Origin of the sequence: Nocardia sp. NPDC101769 (assembly GCF_044766925.1) — a bacterium.
GTDB lineage: Bacteria > Actinomycetota > Actinomycetes > Mycobacteriales > Mycobacteriaceae > Nocardia.
Window position 1 is genome coordinate 62633 of the sequence record NZ_JBIWMX010000004.1, and the last position, 14781, is coordinate 77413.

Sequence of the window (14781 nt, forward strand, 5' to 3'; positions counted from 1 at the left end):
CGTCAGACGGGCTGCGGTGCTGTGACCGGGCGGCGGGTGCGGCGCCAGGCGTAGGCCAGGAAGGCGATCAGGCCGATCAGTGGAATCGTGCTGACGGCCCAGCTCAGACCCAGCGGGGGACCGGGCTGCTGGAGAACCGGAAGGTTCGCCAGATCGCCTTCACCGCGGCCCTGGGGGCCGTCGATGACGAAGTGGAAGGTCCACGCGCCCTGCTGATCCAGAGAGCGCACGTCCAGGCCCCAGACGTCGCGCTTGCGCGGGTGCCGCGACAGCGCTTCGGCGTGGCGCACCTTGCCGTTGGGCTGGTACTCGGTGAGTGTGCCGGTCTTGTCCTCGATGCCCCCGTCGGGGATGAAGGTGAAGTCCAGCGATTGCATTGCGCGCAAAGGCCATTCGCTGAAGCCCACGGTCAGCGAGTAGGGCCCGGCCTGCACGTGCTCGGTGTGCACGATATTGACGGGCTGATACGCCGACGCCGTCGCGGCGGTGCCGGCGGTCAGCCCGAGAATCGCGAGAATCGTTGCGGCGGTGGCGAGTAGACGGTTGATCATGCGCTGACCTTCTCGGACGGGGCGGACAGTCGCAGCATGTCGCCGAAGCGCCAGCCCAGGTAGCCGCCGAGTGCACCCAGCAGTGCGGCCGCGACCGTGGTGGCGATGATGACGGCGGCGTGCGAGAGGCGGACGTCGTAGATGATCATCTGCTGAACGGGATTGAACCCGCCGATGATCGCCCCGCCGAGCCCGCCGGCGAGCGTCGGCAGCAGGCGTGCCGGGCCGTCGGTGCGCCGCAGCAGCAGATCGATCACGATGCCCACCGGAATCAGGCAGAACGGAATGAGCGCCGGGGTCGCCGGAATGCCCCGGATGTGTTCGCGCATGGGCAATCCCACGAAATCGGCGTAGGCGTGTGCCGCCCACGGCGCGAACCACCAGAACACGCCCTGGATCGCCGAGGAGAACACGGCGGTGACGGTCGCGCCCCACCGTTCGAATCCCGCACCCACGACCATCAGCAGAATCACCATGAACGCGGTGACCGCGACCGTCCACCGCACGGTCCCGGTGCTGAGCCGCTGTACCGCCAGCGCGGTGACGGTGCTCGAGGTCGCCAGGTGCGCCAGCGCGAACAACGCGCCGATCCGCCCCCACCGATGGGCCCGCGCCGCCCCGAACACGATCACCGTGCCCACCGAGATCACCGTGCTGGACAGGAACAGTCCGATGTGCGGCGGCGAGTCGATGATCGCGTCGAACCCGTAGAGGCTGTGCCACCACAGATCCCACAGCCCGTACAGCAGGAACGACGCCGCACCCAGCGCCGCCACCATGTACCCGAGCGGTGCGGTGAACGTCCGCCCGAACACATTGATGCCGGGCCCGCCCAGCTCGCCGTCCACCCGACGCCCCGCCCGGCCCGCCGCCGAGGTGACGAGAATGACCGTGAGACCGGTGAATCCGGCGATCGCCGCACTGGCGTAGATGAACAGGTGCGGCAGCGTGAAGAAGGTGTCGGGCCCGACATCGGAGTGCCACTGGATGTCCCAGGTCGATCCGACGGCGAAGGTCATACCGGCCGCGAACAGGATGGCCGCGGGTAGCCAGGGGCGGATGGTGATCGGTGCGGTCGCCTCGGCGGTGAGCCCGCGACCATTGGCGGTGAGGTCCATGGTCTGCTCCTGATCCTCTTTCCTTCGATTCAGTTGGCCTGGACGGAGAAGGTGGCGCTGCCGGATCCCGGTGCGCCGGACAGCTTGACGGCGATCTCCCACTGCCCCGGCATGGGCAGCGTCACGGTCGCCCGGTAGTGCCCGGGGGTGACGGCGGTGGCCGTACTCGGCGGGAGCGCGTGGCCCATCTGCGGCATGGCGGGCTCCACCGAGACGCGATCCGGGGACGCGGCGGTACCGTGCTGGTCGGTGATGTCGAGATCGACGGTGTTGTCGCCGGTGTGCGGCGATCCGCCGGAGACGCTGAGCTGCACCTGGTAGGGCCCGGCGGCACTGCGCGGCACCGGTTTCGCGCTGCCGGACGGCCACAGCCACCAGGTCAGCAGAGCGGCCACCAGCACGACGATCGCCGCGATCAGTCCTGTACGCCTGGTCATTGCGGAACCCCCGCTCGGACGTCGACCGTGGTCGGAATGGTCATGACGGAATAGCCGCGCTCGGCCTGCGTCCACACCAGGTATCGGCCGGGCAGCGGAAAAGTGAAGGTGAAGGCCACATTCGGGCCGTAGGCGGCGACGGTCTCGTCGGGCGGCTGGGCGCCGACGGCGGGCATCGGGGCCATGGCGTGCGCGTGCGCCCAGATCGGCGCCGTCGCCGCGGACGTCCCGGCGGGCACGCCGTCCGGCAGCGGGCCGACCGCGATGAGATGGCCGATCATCCCCAGCCAGGGCTGTAGATCCGCGGCACCGCCGTAGGCCGCGGTGAGGGTGACGGGTTCGCCCGCGATCGCCTCGGTGGTCGTCAGGGTTGTCCCGTTCGGTGCCGGATCGGCCGCGCCGGAATCGGATCGACCGCCGACGTGCAGCGCGGACCGCAGCAACTGCACGCCCCCGCCGCGCCGGGCGATCTCCGCGGCGACCGCGTAATCCCCGGATTCCCCGAGCCCCAGGTTGACCCGGTACTCCCCGGGCGCGATGCGGATCGGATGCCGATGCCAGAACGTCCCGGACGGCCCGACCACCATGAGATGCAGTAGCGCGTCATCGGTGACCAGCAGATCGTCCACGGGCCGCCCCGTGGCGGAATCGGTCAGCGACAGCTGGACCTCAGTCGGTTGCCCCGCCGCCGCCGGCGGCTGCGCACGCACGGCCAGATTCACCGGCGGCCGTGAATAATTCGTGGTCAGTGGCAGGTCCCGTTCGGGGAACGGATTGCCGATATTGCCGGAGGTGGGATCGAGCAGGCTCCCCGCCGGCCGTGGCTGCGGTGCACTCGAGGACAGCACCGCCCCCGTGGTTCCGACGGTCAGCGCCGCGATGAGCGCGCCCACCGGAATCAGTGTCGGCCAACCTCTTTTCGAGAGGAGCGCGGTACCCAGCGCGACCAGCAGCAGCGCACCCGCCACGAAGAAGCCCCCGTAGGCGGCGCGCTCCCACGGTGTCACGACACGCGCGGCGACCAGGAACGGAATCCGGGCGGTCCGTTCGCCGTCCGAGACCGACAGCTCCCACGGCCCGGCATGATCCACCCGCAACGTCGTGGCATACAGCCCCGGCCGATCCGCGAGTTCGACCGTGCCCGAGGAGGTCTTGCCACCCTGATCGCCCGGCGCGGCGCTGACCGTCAACGCCCCGGCCGCCGACCCCGTATGGCTCACCACCTCGACGCGCAGCGGTCCCGGCTCGGCCCGGCGGATCACCACCGTGAGCTCGCGCGCGCCCAGCGACTGTGCCACCGTCAGATCACCCCCGCTCGCCGCGCCATCGGCCCGGGCGTCGGGCGCGGACCCGAAACCCCACCCCAGCAGGAACGCGCAGAGCGCGCCCACCACCAGGCATGCGCTGCGCGGGCGAACGATCAACGGCGGCTGCACTGTTCCGAAGCTACCGAAAAACCGCCGCTCGGAAATCCCACCCGCGGGGGATGCGTCCTCAGGGTGCGGTCAGGGTAGGGTCCCCGCCGCCCCGGGTCCGCTGGGACCGGTTGCCGTGGGGCGAGCAGTTTTTCCTGCTAAGCCAAGGCGTTCCGGAGCCAGCTGGGCCCGGCCGTCGTCGCGCCGAGCGCCTCGACCCGAGCCCGCAAACCACGATCGGCCGTCACCACGAGCACCGAATTCGCCTGGGCCCCGGCCTTTCCGGCCTCGGCCGCGACCACCTCGACAATGGCGTCGTCTCCGGAACCGTCCGCGAGCACCACCCGCAGTTCGGCTCCCGCGCTGCCGGCAGCGGCCTTGGCTGCCCCTTCGAGCACCACGACCACGTCCGTCACCCCGGGCAGCCGCTCCCGCAGCGGCCCCAACTCCCCGAGCAACCGCCGCGCCGCCCCGGCCCGATCCCGCCACCACCCATCCGGCCGCGAGCCCACCACGTTGGCCGCGTCCACCACAACCACCAGCCCCGCATCCTCCACCGCCTCAGTCTCCACCGCCCGCACCGAACCGCCGCGACCAGGTGCACAGGTCGCAGCCGGCGTGGGCGCTCCACGGCCCTCCGTCACCCGGGCACCCGCTGGGACGGATCCCGTGAGTGGTGGACCTGTTCCGGGGACGAGGCCCTCGGCCCGGTCCACGCCGTTGCGCGCGGCCCGGGCCGGGACGGCGGGTCAAAGGTCGAGTTCGACGTCGGTGAGGGGGTAGGCGACGCAGGAGTGGGTGTAGCCGGTGGCGGGGTCGGAGAGGCGGAGTTTGGCTTCGGCGGCGGTGTGGACTTCGCCCTTCAGGACGCGGATGCGGCAGAGGCTGCATTCGCCGGAGCGGCAGGCGGCCTCGGGGCGGATGCCGTTGTCTTCGAGGGCGTCGAGGAGGGGGCGGTTGCGTGGGGTGCGGAAGGTGGTGTCGCGGACGGTGACCGTGACCTCTTCGGTGGGGTCGGTGGTGATGGGCCAGTGCGGCTGGGAGGTGGGGTCGGTGGGAGCGCCGTTGGCTTCGAAGCGGATTCGCTTGCGGGGGTGGCCCAGGGTGGTGAGCTGCTCCAGGGCGTAGGGGTAGAGGGCCTGGGGGCCGCAGACATAGACCATGCGGTTGCCGAGCGGACCGGCCAGGTCGGAAATGGTGTCGGCGGACAGGAATCCGGTGCGGCCCGTCCAGCCGGGGGAGGGGTCGGCGATGACGTGGTCGACGGTGATACCGGGGTGGGTGGCGAAGGTGTCGAGTTCCTCGCCGAAGAGGATGTCGGAGGCGTCCCGCGAACCGTAGATCAGATGGAGTTCGCGCACCGGCCCGCGGTCGGTGAGCTCGCGGATCATGCTCATGGCCGGTGCGACTCCCGAACCGCCCGCCAGGAACACCACGCGGTCACCGTGGAAGAGCGGATTGTGGTGGAAGGTCCCCATCGGACCGGTGGTGGTGAGCACATGACCCGCCTCGACGGTGTCGAGGAGCAGATTGCTGATCCGGCCGCCCGGCACCCGCCGCACCGTCAGGTCGTAGAACCCGAGCTCCGCGGGGCTGGAGGAAATGGCGAACGGTCGGCTGGTGCCGTCGAAGAAGACATTGACGTACTGGCCCGCCAGGAATGGCGGCAGCATCGCGCCGTCGAGGCCGCGCAGCCGGAATGTCTTGGCGGACACGGTTTCTTCGAGCACGGCGTCCACCCGCAACAGCAGCCGCCTGGGATGATAGGTGTCCACGGTCGCGCGGGCTTCCGCACTGTGGTCGCGGGTTTCGGGCAGGCGGGCCTCGATCTCGTCGAGAATGCGTGCCGCGCCCTCGAATCGGGTGGCCAGGGGGTGTCGTTTCACGATGTGCTCCGTTCAGGCGGCCTTGGTGCGCAGCAGGCGGCGCGCGACGCGCGCCCCGGCCTCGAGTGTGGGTTGGAATCCGCCCATGCCGGACCAGGACCCGGCGACATGCAATCCGGGGACATGGGTTTCGCGCTCGCTGTTGCGGAACAGCCAGCCCTCGGTGGCGTCCTGGTCGTAGCCGTAGATGGACCCGCCCGGATGACCCAGATACCGCGTCATCGTCAAAGGCGTTGCCACATCGACCTCTTCGATGGCGTCGCGAATACCCGGCGTCACCGCCTCGCACAGATCCAGCAGCGTCTCGGCGAAGGCGAACTTGATGCGCGCGTACTCCACCGGCGCCACGTTCTTCCAGATGTCGGCGTACTGCAACGTCATCAGGCTGACATGGGTGGTCCCGGCCGGTGCGAACCCGATGGGCGCGACGTCGTAGGAGCTGACACAGATTCCGCGCGCCGGTTCGAACGACTTCCACGCCCGGTAGGTGCGATCGTCGTCGGTGTCCCGGTTGACGAACGTCGTGCTGGTGGTGAAGCCCAGCTCCGCGGGCGTCGCGTCCAGGCCCATGTGCAGCACGAACCCGGACACCCCGATCCGCCTGGTGGCCAGATCGTTTCGCACTGCCGCCGGCACCGCGATTCCGTCCAGCATGGCGTAGGTGGTGGGCAGCGAGGCATTCGACACCACGTCGGGCGCGGTCACCTCGGTCCCGTCCTCGAACCGCACCCCGAGTACCCGCCCGCCCGCGGTGAGAATCGCCTCGACCCCGGTGTTGAACCGCGCCTGTCCGCCCGCCTGCAGGAAGGAGTCGAGTATCGCCGCCGACATGGCCTGCGAACCGCCGCGCACATGCCACGGCTTGAACTCGAAGTAGGCGAACAGCGTCAGCGCCAGATCCTGGAACCGGAGCTTGGACGGCGGCTGGCCGAGATAGGTCCAGTACACGGCGAGCGCGACCTTGATCCGATCATCGTCGAAGTATTCGTCGAGCACCTGCTGCAGCGGCCGCAGCCCGTATCGGAACAGCACCGGGTCGATCTGCTCGGCGGGCATCCCGCGCATGGCCGCGATCTGCCAGAACGTCACCTGCTTGATCAGCTCGAAGAACCGCGCCACCCGATCCCGGCTGCCCGGGAACTCGGCATCCAGAACGTCGATCGCCGCATCCCAGTCGGCCGGAATCGTCACATCCAGCCGGCCGGGCACCACCGCCCGGTACAGATCGTGCTCCTGCACGAACTCCAGCCGGTCCGCGATCCCCAGTTGCTGGAACAGCCCCTCGCGCAAGGAGATCGGCTGTCCCTCGACACCCACACCGGAGAGCTGGTGCAGCGCCACCTCGAACTCGAATCGCCCACGCCGGAACGAGGTTCCGCAGCCGCCGGGCACATTGTGCCGCTCCACCAGCAGCGTCCGCGCCCCCGCGCGCTGCAGCGTGGCCGCGGCGGTCAATCCGGCATTGCCCGCGCCGATGACAATGGCGTCGTAGTCGTGCATGCCCCACCTCTAGTACTCAATTAATTGAATAGGTGATTCATACCGTAGCGCCCGCTCAACTATGTGTCTACGGGAAATTAGACAAGAAATTGAATAATCGCCGATGGTGGTAGCCTGAGCGGATGGCGCTACGCAACGCGGTTCTTGCCACCCTGCTGGAGGGGGAGGCATCGGGCTACGACCTGGCCAAGGGCTTCGACGCCTCGGTCGCCAACTTCTGGCTGGCCACCCCGCAGCAGCTCTACAAGGAGCTCGAGCGCATGGCCGCCGAGGGTCTCATCGAGACCCGTGTCGTCGAGCAGGAGCGCCGCCCCAACAAGCGCCTGCACTCCATCACCCCGGCGGGACGGGCGGCACTGCACGCGTTCATCGCCGAACCCTCCAAACCGACCGCCATCCGCGACGAGATGATGGTGAAGGTCCAGGCCATGGAGGCCGAGGACGCCCTCGCCGTGCGGGCGGCCGTCGCCGGGAAACTGGAGTGGTCGAAGGCGAAACTGGCCCGCTACGAACGACTGCGCGGCCGCCTGCTGGACGGGCGCAGCGAGCAGGCCTACCTCGCCGAGGTCGACCGCATCGGCCCCTACCTGAGCCTGCTGCGCGGAATCGCCTTCGAGCAGGAGAACATTCGCTGGGCCGAGTTCGCGTTGCCGGTCATCGACCGTCGCATCGCCGCACACTCGCGGTAACCGGTCACCCGCCGTCGGGGCCGTGCCGGTTGATACGGTGTCCGCCTGGAAAGTTGTCCGCGAAACGACAGGTAGTGATCAGCGTTGGCGTCCGAATCGATGACAGGCGAGGGTGAATCCCGCCGTGCCGCCCCGCCCACCCGGCGCGGTCAGCGCACGCGCGGCGCCCTCATCGCCGCCGCGCGTGAGGTCTTCGAACGCGACGGCTACCTCGACGCCAAGATCGCCGACATCTCCAAGACGGCCGGCATGGCATCGGGCTCCTTCTACACCTACTTCGACAGCAAGGACGAGATCTTCGCGGCCCTGGTCGAACAGGTCTCGGAGGAGATGCTGCACCCGCACGTGCGCGAGCGCAGCGGGATCACCGACACCCGCGCGCTCATCGAGGCCGCCAATCGCGACTACCTGCTGTCCTACAAGCGCAATGCCCGCCTGATGGCACTGTTCGAGCAGGTCGCCCACATCGACGAGAACTTCCGCCGCCTGCGCGTCGAGCGCGGCAAGGCGTTCGCGCAGCGCAATGCCCGGATGATCCGCGGGTTGCAGGAGTCCGGGCAGGCCAGCGCCGACCTGGATCCGATGATCACCGCGCACGCGCTCTCGGCCATGGTGAGCCGCATGGCGTACATGGTTTACGTTCAGAAGCAACGGATTCCGTTCGAGAAGCTGGTGACGACGTTGACCCAGCTGTGGGTGAACGCGCTCCAGCTGCGGGCCGAGTAGCGCTCAGCCCAACCCGCGCGCGAACTCGATCAGCGCGGCATTGACCTCGGCGGGGCGCTCCTGCTGAATCCAGTGCCCCGCGCCCTCGAGGACGACCGTGCCGCGCAGATCGCTGAGCAGCGCCGACATCTTCTGCACGGGGGTGAACCGGATGACCGGATCGGTGGATCCGGCGATGAACAATGACGGCTGGGCGATCTTCACGCCCTCCAGATGCGCGGTCCGCTCCCAGGTGCGGTCCAGATTGCGGTAGTAGTTGAGCCCGCCGGTGAACCCGGTGGCGGTGAAAGTCTCTACGTAGTAATCGAATTCGGGTTCGCTGAGCCACTCCGGCAGCGGCGGCTCGGGTGTGCCGGTGTCCAGGAACGTGGCGGCGCTCATGATGTCGTCCTGCAGTAGCGTGCGCCGCGGGTCCGCGCCCAGGACCGCGTCGGCGACCCCGGGTTCCTGGAACCACACCATGTAGAAGTCCGCACCCAGCCGCGCGCGCATGATCGACAGCGGCGGCGCGGACGACCGCGGGGTCGCGGGCACGCTCAGCCCCGCCACCGCCCGCACCCGCTCCGGGTACTCCCGGGCCATGTGCCACACCACCGACGCACCCCAGTCGTGGCCCACGAAGATGGCGTCCTGCAGCCCGTAGGCGTCGAGCAACCCGGCCAGATCCCCGCACACCGTGAGCATGTCGTACTCCTCGACGCGCTCCGGCCGCGAGCTGCCGCCGTAGCCGCGCATATCCGGGGTGAGCGTCCGGAATCCGGCCTCGGCCAGCGCGAAAACCTGATGCCGCCACGAGAATCCGAGCTCCGGGAACCCGTGGCAGAACACCACCGGCGCCCCCGCGCCGTGCTCGACCACCCGCAGCTCGATGCCATTGGCCGCCACCTGCGCGCTTCCCAGCCGTTTCCACTCGTCCACCAGATGTGCTGTCCGCATCGGTTGTTCACCTCTCGCCGCCGGGCCGGTTGACGCCGGACGGGTCATGAACTTGAATCCGACGTAGGTTTCATATTCCATCAGCCGGCGCCTCCGATCCACCCGGGGTCGGGTGCCGGAACGGGCCGGAAGGAGCACACGTGCAGGTCGCGGGTAGGAACGCCATTGTCACCGGAGGCGGTGGCGGCATCGGCGGGGCCATCGCCGCCCGGCTGGTGCGGGCCGGGGCGCGGGTCGTCGTCGCCGACCTGAACGGCGAGGCCGCCGCGGCGGTCGCTGCGGCGCTGAACGCGGAGTTCCCGGGCGCGGCCGTGGCGGTCGGGGCCGATGTGTCCGACACCGCCCGCATCGAGGAGCTCATCGCCCGCGCCGAGGCCGAATTCGGGCCGGTCGACCTGTATTTCGCCAATGCGGGCGTGATCGGGCCGGTCGGGCTCGGCGACGAGAAGGACTGGGAGACCACCCTCGACGTCAACCTCAACGCCCACATCCGTGCGGCGCGGCTGCTGGTCCCCGGCTGGGTGGAACGCGGCGAGGGCTACTTCGTCAGCACGGCGTCGGCGGCGGGCCTGCTGACCCAGATCGGTTCGGCCGCATACTCGGTCACCAAGCACGCGGCCGTCGGCTTCGCCGAATGGCTGTCGGTCACCTACGGCGACCAGGGCGTCCGGGTCAGCTGCCTGTGCCCGATGGGCGTCGAGACGCCGCTGCTGCGGGCGGGGGAGAACTCCGGGGACGCCATCGGCATGGCCGCCACCCGGGCGGTCACCTCGGCCGGTGCGGTGCTGACCCCCGACGCGGTGGCCGCGTTGGTCATAGCCGCGCTGGACGACGAGCGGTTCCTCATCCTGCCTCACCCGGAGGTACTCGACATGTACCGTCGCAAGGGCGCGGACTACGACCGCTGGCTGTCGGGCATGCGGCACTATCAGGCGCGGCTGCTGGACAGCGGCGACGGCCACTGAGCATCGGGGAGACACATGAGCGACGATCAGCGGCCCGGCGAACTACCCGGCCTGGATCTCGAGCGACTCGCGGTGTGGCTGGCCGACACTCGGCCGGGCCTGGTGACCGGTCCGCTGCGCGGCCGGTTGATCGCGGGCGGGAAGTCCAATCTCACCTATGAGATCAGCGACGGCGAGTCGGCGTGGATCCTGCGGCGTCCGCCGCTGGGGCACGTGCTCGCCACCGCGCACGACATGGCCCGCGAGTACCGGGTGATCACCGCGCTCGCGGACACCGGTGTGCCGGTGCCCGCCACCTACGCGCTGTGCCAGGACGACGACATCATCGGTGCGCCTTTCTATGTCATGGAACGGATCGTCGGCACGCCCTACCGGACCGCGGCCGAACTGGTGCCGCTCGGCGCCGACCGGACCCGGGTCATCGCCACCGGCCTCATCGACACCCTCGCCGCCCTGCACACCGTCGACCCGGGCGCGGTCGGGCTGGCGGACTTCGGGCGGCCGGACGGATTCCTGGAGCGGCAGGTACGGCGCTGGAAGAAGCAGCTCGACGCCTCCTACAGCCGGGACCTGCCCGCCGCCGTCGAACTGCACGATCTGCTGGCGAAGAACCTGCCCGCGCAGTCGGCCACGGGCATCGTGCACGGCGACTACCGGCTCGACAATGTGCTCGTCGACGCCGAGGACCGGGTCGCGGCCGTGATCGACTGGGAGATGGCCACACTCGGCGATCCGCTCACCGATATCGGCCTGCTGCTGGTCTATCAGCGCATGAGCGACAGCGTCATGCCCGGGGTCAGCGATGTCGCGCTCGCGCCCGGCTATCCGGCCGAATCCGAAGTGCTGGAACGCTATTCGACGCGCACCGGCCGCGATGTGTCCGAGATCGGGTTCTATATCGCGCTGGCGTCGTTCAAGCTGGCCGTGATCAGCGAGGGCATCCACTTCCGTCACATTCACGGCCAGACCGTGGGACCCGGCTTCGAGCACATGGGCGAGGCGGTCGAGCCACTGCTGGCCGCGGGACTGTCCGCGCTGCGCACCCCGTAGGGGCGAAACCCGCGGCGCTGCCGGGGATTTCCTACTTCGCGTCCGCATAGCACTCCACGATCGCGGTCGTGAAGGGGAAGCGGACCGGGGTCGGGCCGAAAGCGAGCTCTCCGGCCGTGTCCGCCGCGGCGGTGATCGCCGCGGCGACCGTGGCCGCCTCCTCCTCCGGGCAGTGCACGATGACCTCGTCGTGCTGGAAGAAGACCAGCTCGGCACGCAGTCCCGCCGTGTGCATCGCATGCCGCAGGCCCGCCAGCACCAGCAGGGTCCAGTCGGCGGCGCTGCCCTGCACGACGAAGTTCCGGGTGAAGCGACCGCGAGCCCGGGCCCTCGGGGTGGAGCCGTACCCGGTGGCGGCCCCATCCTCGGTGTCCGCCTGGTCGAATGATGTCGTGGGCGGGCAGGTGCGGCCGAACCAGGTGCGCACCAGGCGGCCCTCCTCCCCGGCGGCCGCCGCGTCGTCGACATAGGCCACCGCGTCCGGATAGCGGCGGCGCAGTTCGGCCATGTGGGTGAGCGCGTCGCCCGAGGTCTGGCCGTAGATCGCGCCCAGCATGGCGATCTTGGCCTGGGCGCGGTCACCGCCGAACGCGCGGGCCGCGAGGTCGGCGTAGAGATCCTCACCCCGGCCCGCCACCTCCATCAACCCGGGATCGCGGGAGATGGCGGCGAGCACGCGCGGCTCCATCTGATCGGCGTCGGCGACCACCAGCCGCCAGCCCGGATCGGCGCGGATCGCGCGGCGCACCACCTTCGGGATCTGGAGTGCGCCACCGCCATTGGTGGTCCAGCGCCCGGTGACCGTCCCGCCCGGCAGGTACTCGGGACGGAAACGGCCGTCGTGCACCCACTGGTCGATCCAGGACCAGCCGTGCGCGGTGTAGAGGCGGTAGAGCGACTTGTAGGCCAGCAGCGGCGCGACCGCCGGGTGGTCGATCTCCCGGAGCTCCCATTTTCTGGTGGAGGACAACGAGATTCCCACCCGCCCGAAGGCGCGGATGATGTCCTGGGGCAGGTCCGGGCGGACCCGCACCCCGCCGAAGGCCCGCGACACCTCCTCGGCCAGTTCCGCCATGCGCCGCGGTTCCGCGGTACCGGAAATGCGTTCTCCCAGTATGGAATCGAGCAGTTCGCGATGCAGGTCGGCGCGCCAGGGGATCCCGGCCCGCGACATCTCCGTGGCCACCAGCAGGCCCGCCGACTCGGCGGTGAGCAGCAGGTGCATGCGGCGCGGGTATTCCGCCGCGGCCGTGCGGGCGACCTGTCCCGCGTACACCTCCAGCAGCGCGGTGAACTCGTCGGTCCCGGATGGCAGTGGCACCGGGCCGGATTCGAACAGGGTCGGCTGGGTGTCGGCGGCCCGCGCGGGCGCGTCTTCCGGCACGGGGAGCCGATGCAGCCGGGCCCAGGCCGCCGCCAGCGAACGGGCCTGCCCCGACTGGCCCTCCTCGTGCCCGATCAGCAGCGACTCCGCCGCCTCCACGTCATAGCAGCGATCCACCCGCAGGCCCGCCTCGAGCAGCCGCCGATAGGTTCCGGCGGTCGAACGCCACACCCACCGCTCGGCCTCGGGATGCGAGCGCACGGCCTCGGCCAGCGAGGACTCCTCGACCACCGGGCCCGCGGGCCGACCGGCCCGATCCAGCGGGCACACCCGGGCCCCGCCGTCACCCGTCTCCGCCACCGCCCACCGCATACCGATGAGTCTGGCAGTGGGCACAGACAAGTGAGTCCGGCAGTGGGCACAGGCAAGAAGTCGGCACCGGCATGCTGTGCCGAGCGAGCGTGGCTAGCATCGACGCGGTGCATGTCGACTTGATGCTGGATTCGTTGGATGGACTGTCCGTGGGGGACGCGGTCGGCGCCGAATTCCTCGTCCTGCGCCGGCCCCTGGCCGACCTGCAGACCGGTGATCTCCCGCCGGGCCGCTGGGAATGGACCGATGACACCGAGATGGCGTGCACCGTGGCGGGGGAACTGCTCGAACACGGTGCGATCGACCAGGATCGGCTCGTGGCCGCCTTCGCCGAACGCATCGACCAGCGCCGCGACTACGGGTTCATGACCGTGGACACGCTGGGGCGTATCCGCCGCGGCGTGCCCTGGCGGCAGGTGACCTCGGCGGCCTTCGGCGGGCAGGGCTCGTGCGGAAACGGGGCGGCCATGCGCGTCGCGCCGCTGGGCGCGTTCTACGCGAGCGACCCGGACCGGGCCGCCGCCGAAGCGGTCCGGTCGGCGCAGGTGACGCACGCGCATCGCGAAGGCATCATCGGCACGGTCGCGGTGGCGGTGGCGGCCGCCACCGCGGCGCAGGCCCGGCTCGCCGGAACCCGGCCCGCACCAACGGAATTCCTCGCCACCGTCCTGGACCGGCTCGACGACGGTGAGACCACCCGCCTGACCCGCCGGGCATACGCGCTGCTCGGCGCCCCGGCCGGGCAGGTCGCCGCGGAGATCGGCAATGGCACCAGCGTGACGGCCCAGGACACCGTGCCCTTCACGATGTGGGCCGCGGCGACCTACCTGGACGACTATCGGGCCGCGATCGCCACCTGTCTGTCGGTCGGCGGCGACACCGACACCACGAGCGCCATCGTCGGCGGAATCGTGGCGGCCCACACCGGAACTCGGCCCGGTGGATTGCCCGGTGCGTGGCTGTCCGCGCGAGAACCGTTGCCCGACTGGCTGGACCGCCACCGCGCCCAGCAGCGTGGCAAGCAAGCGGCGGCCCGCTTCCGGCGCTGGTTCCCCGGCGGCCGCCGCAGCGATTCGGTCTGAGGCACCGCTCGCCCCAACAACACGTTATTCAGCAGATTCCCAGCCGGCGACCCCTTTGACGGAGACCGGCTCTCCGATCAAAAACTCCGACTCCGCGAGGAGTTCCGGAAACACGGCCCTGGCCACATCCATCGCGGCACTCCCCCGATGCGTGGCCAGGGCCTCCTCATCCGCATAAATCTCGCTGACCCAGAACAATTCCGGATCATCCTGAGCCCGATTCAACACGTAGAGCACCGTCCCAGGCTCCTTCTCGGCCTGCGTGAAAACCTCCTGGAACGACTGGAGAAACTCCCCAGCCTTCCCCTCCCGCACCCTGATCCGCGTGAGCAATGCAACCTGCGCCATACCCGCCATCCTCCACCACCCTGGCGCCGCAATGGCCTTATCGGGCGTAGTGCGAGGTCACAGCATCCTGTCCGACCGGGCGGTGGTGCGGCGCACGGGCCGGTGGGTCGGCAGCGGTTGTGTCGGGAAATTGCTGTGGTCGTTCAATGCCTCGCCTGATTCGATGTAGTGCACGCGGCGGGCCGGGAGCTGCTGCAGCTGCGGCTGGCCGATCCGGAACATGCCACGATCGAACGGCTCGTGGCGCTGGTGCGGCACCTGCGAGCGAACGTCCTCGCCACTGGCAAACCCGCCGACTGACAGCGGTCGGCCTGTCGAAGTCCGGGCGCCGAATCTTCCTGTGTCCGGAACATATACGGGTTGCGTGACTCGACTGTGTCGT

At 69.8% G+C, this 14781-nt stretch carries 16 protein-coding genes; 5 read left to right on the forward strand and 11 right to left on the reverse strand.

What is annotated here, in order from left to right:
- Positions 1 to 2: 2 nt before the first annotated feature.
- The 7 genes from ACIRRA_RS08825 to ACIRRA_RS08855 form a co-directional block, all read right to left on the reverse strand.
- On the reverse strand, positions 3 to 551 hold the full coding sequence (locus tag ACIRRA_RS08825) for a hypothetical protein (protein ID WP_402765051.1): 549 nt from the start codon (positions 549 to 551) through the stop codon (positions 3 to 5).
- Complete coding sequence (locus ACIRRA_RS08830; RefSeq protein WP_402765054.1) at positions 548 to 1669, reverse strand: hypothetical protein; 1122 nt, start codon at positions 1667 to 1669, stop codon at positions 548 to 550. The genes ACIRRA_RS08825 and ACIRRA_RS08830 overlap by 4 nt, the downstream gene beginning before the upstream one ends.
- Before the next feature lie 29 nt (positions 1670 to 1698).
- Positions 1699 to 2106, reverse strand: a complete 408-nt coding sequence (locus ACIRRA_RS08835) for a FixH family protein (RefSeq protein ID WP_402765056.1) — start codon at positions 2104 to 2106, stop codon at positions 1699 to 1701.
- On the reverse strand, positions 2103 to 3542 hold the full coding sequence (locus ACIRRA_RS08840; RefSeq protein ID WP_402765059.1) for a hypothetical protein: 1440 nt from the start codon (positions 3540 to 3542) through the stop codon (positions 2103 to 2105). Before ACIRRA_RS08840 ends, ACIRRA_RS08835 begins: the two co-directional genes overlap by 4 nt.
- Before the next feature lie 137 nt (positions 3543 to 3679).
- Complete coding sequence (locus ACIRRA_RS08845; RefSeq protein WP_402765062.1) at positions 3680 to 4093, reverse strand: hypothetical protein; 414 nt, start codon at positions 4091 to 4093, stop codon at positions 3680 to 3682.
- A 177-nt stretch (positions 4094 to 4270) separates the two neighbouring features.
- Positions 4271 to 5407, reverse strand: coding sequence for a 2Fe-2S iron-sulfur cluster-binding protein (locus tag ACIRRA_RS08850; RefSeq protein ID WP_402765064.1), 1137 nt, complete (start codon positions 5405 to 5407; stop codon positions 4271 to 4273).
- A 12-nt stretch (positions 5408 to 5419) separates the two neighbouring features.
- Positions 5420 to 6907: a phytoene desaturase family protein gene (locus ACIRRA_RS08855; RefSeq protein WP_402765066.1), complete on the reverse strand. Its 1488-nt coding sequence runs from the start codon at positions 6905 to 6907 to the stop codon at positions 5420 to 5422.
- Positions 6908 to 7029: 122 nt separating this feature from the next.
- Here ACIRRA_RS08855 and ACIRRA_RS08860 point away from each other — a divergent pair, with 122 nt between their 5' ends.
- On the forward strand, positions 7030 to 7596 hold the full coding sequence (locus ACIRRA_RS08860; RefSeq protein WP_402765068.1) for a PadR family transcriptional regulator: 567 nt from the start codon (positions 7030 to 7032) through the stop codon (positions 7594 to 7596).
- A 99-nt stretch (positions 7597 to 7695) separates the two neighbouring features.
- Positions 7696 to 8322, forward strand: coding sequence for a TetR/AcrR family transcriptional regulator (locus ACIRRA_RS08865; protein ID WP_402765071.1), 627 nt, complete (start codon positions 7696 to 7698; stop codon positions 8320 to 8322).
- 3 nt (positions 8323 to 8325) lie between these two features.
- Here ACIRRA_RS08865 and ACIRRA_RS08870 read toward each other — a convergent pair whose 3' ends face one another.
- Positions 8326 to 9258, reverse strand: coding sequence for an alpha/beta fold hydrolase (locus ACIRRA_RS08870; RefSeq protein WP_402765073.1), 933 nt, complete (start codon positions 9256 to 9258; stop codon positions 8326 to 8328).
- 140 nt (positions 9259 to 9398) lie between these two features.
- Between ACIRRA_RS08870 and ACIRRA_RS08875 the strand changes: the two genes are divergently transcribed.
- Both ACIRRA_RS08875 and ACIRRA_RS08880 read left to right on the forward strand, forming a co-directional pair.
- The gene (locus ACIRRA_RS08875; RefSeq protein WP_402765076.1) at positions 9399 to 10223 is read left to right on the forward strand and encodes an SDR family oxidoreductase; all 825 of its coding nucleotides are present in this window, start codon (positions 9399 to 9401) and stop codon (positions 10221 to 10223) included.
- A gap of 15 nt (positions 10224 to 10238) precedes the next feature.
- Entirely contained in the window at positions 10239 to 11273 is a 1035-nt protein-coding gene (locus tag ACIRRA_RS08880) for a phosphotransferase family protein (RefSeq protein ID WP_402765079.1), read from the forward strand.
- 31 nt (positions 11274 to 11304) lie between these two features.
- On the opposite strand, the gene ACIRRA_RS08885 is transcribed toward ACIRRA_RS08880, so the two are convergent.
- The gene (locus tag ACIRRA_RS08885; protein ID WP_402765082.1) at positions 11305 to 12969 is read right to left on the reverse strand and encodes a bifunctional 3'-5' exonuclease/DNA polymerase; all 1665 of its coding nucleotides are present in this window, start codon (positions 12967 to 12969) and stop codon (positions 11305 to 11307) included.
- 107 nt (positions 12970 to 13076) lie between these two features.
- Here ACIRRA_RS08885 and ACIRRA_RS08890 point away from each other — a divergent pair, with 107 nt between their 5' ends.
- The gene (locus ACIRRA_RS08890) at positions 13077 to 14051 is read left to right on the forward strand and encodes an ADP-ribosylglycohydrolase family protein (protein ID WP_402765085.1); all 975 of its coding nucleotides are present in this window, start codon (positions 13077 to 13079) and stop codon (positions 14049 to 14051) included.
- Between the two features lie 24 nt (positions 14052 to 14075).
- On the opposite strand, the gene ACIRRA_RS08895 is transcribed toward ACIRRA_RS08890, so the two are convergent.
- A complete protein-coding gene (locus tag ACIRRA_RS08895; RefSeq protein WP_402765088.1) occupies positions 14076 to 14399 on the reverse strand; it encodes a putative quinol monooxygenase in 324 nt (107 codons plus the stop codon).
- Between the two features lie 57 nt (positions 14400 to 14456).
- Complete coding sequence (locus ACIRRA_RS08900) at positions 14457 to 14657, reverse strand: hypothetical protein (RefSeq protein ID WP_402765091.1); 201 nt, start codon at positions 14655 to 14657, stop codon at positions 14457 to 14459.
- Positions 14658 to 14781: the final 124 nt, after the last annotated feature.

What these genes read in the sequence shown, in the direction of transcription:
- ACIRRA_RS08880 (WP_402765079.1), top strand. Translation starts at nt 10,239, where the DNA reads ATGAGCGACGATCAGCGGCCCGGCGAACTACCCGGCCTGGATCTCGAG.
- ACIRRA_RS08870 (WP_402765073.1), bottom strand. Translation starts at nt 9,258, where the DNA reads ATGCGGACAGCACATCTGGTGGACGAGTGGAAACGGCTGGGAAGCGCG.
- ACIRRA_RS08860 (WP_402765068.1), top strand. Translation starts at nt 7,030, where the DNA reads ATGGCGCTACGCAACGCGGTTCTTGCCACCCTGCTGGAGGGGGAGGCA.
- ACIRRA_RS08855 (WP_402765066.1), bottom strand. Translation starts at nt 6,907, where the DNA reads ATGCACGACTACGACGCCATTGTCATCGGCGCGGGCAATGCCGGATTG.
- ACIRRA_RS08835 (WP_402765056.1), bottom strand. Translation starts at nt 2,106, where the DNA reads ATGACCAGGCGTACAGGACTGATCGCGGCGATCGTCGTGCTGGTGGCC.
- ACIRRA_RS08865 (WP_402765071.1), top strand. Translation starts at nt 7,696, where the DNA reads ATGACAGGCGAGGGTGAATCCCGCCGTGCCGCCCCGCCCACCCGGCGC.
- ACIRRA_RS08885 (WP_402765082.1), bottom strand. Translation starts at nt 12,969, where the DNA reads ATGCGGTGGGCGGTGGCGGAGACGGGTGACGGCGGGGCCCGGGTGTGC.
- ACIRRA_RS08830 (WP_402765054.1), bottom strand. Translation starts at nt 1,669, where the DNA reads ATGGACCTCACCGCCAATGGTCGCGGGCTCACCGCCGAGGCGACCGCA.
- ACIRRA_RS08825 (WP_402765051.1), bottom strand. Translation starts at nt 551, where the DNA reads ATGATCAACCGTCTACTCGCCACCGCCGCAACGATTCTCGCGATTCTC.
- ACIRRA_RS08895 (WP_402765088.1), bottom strand. Translation starts at nt 14,399, where the DNA reads ATGGCGCAGGTTGCATTGCTCACGCGGATCAGGGTGCGGGAGGGGAAG.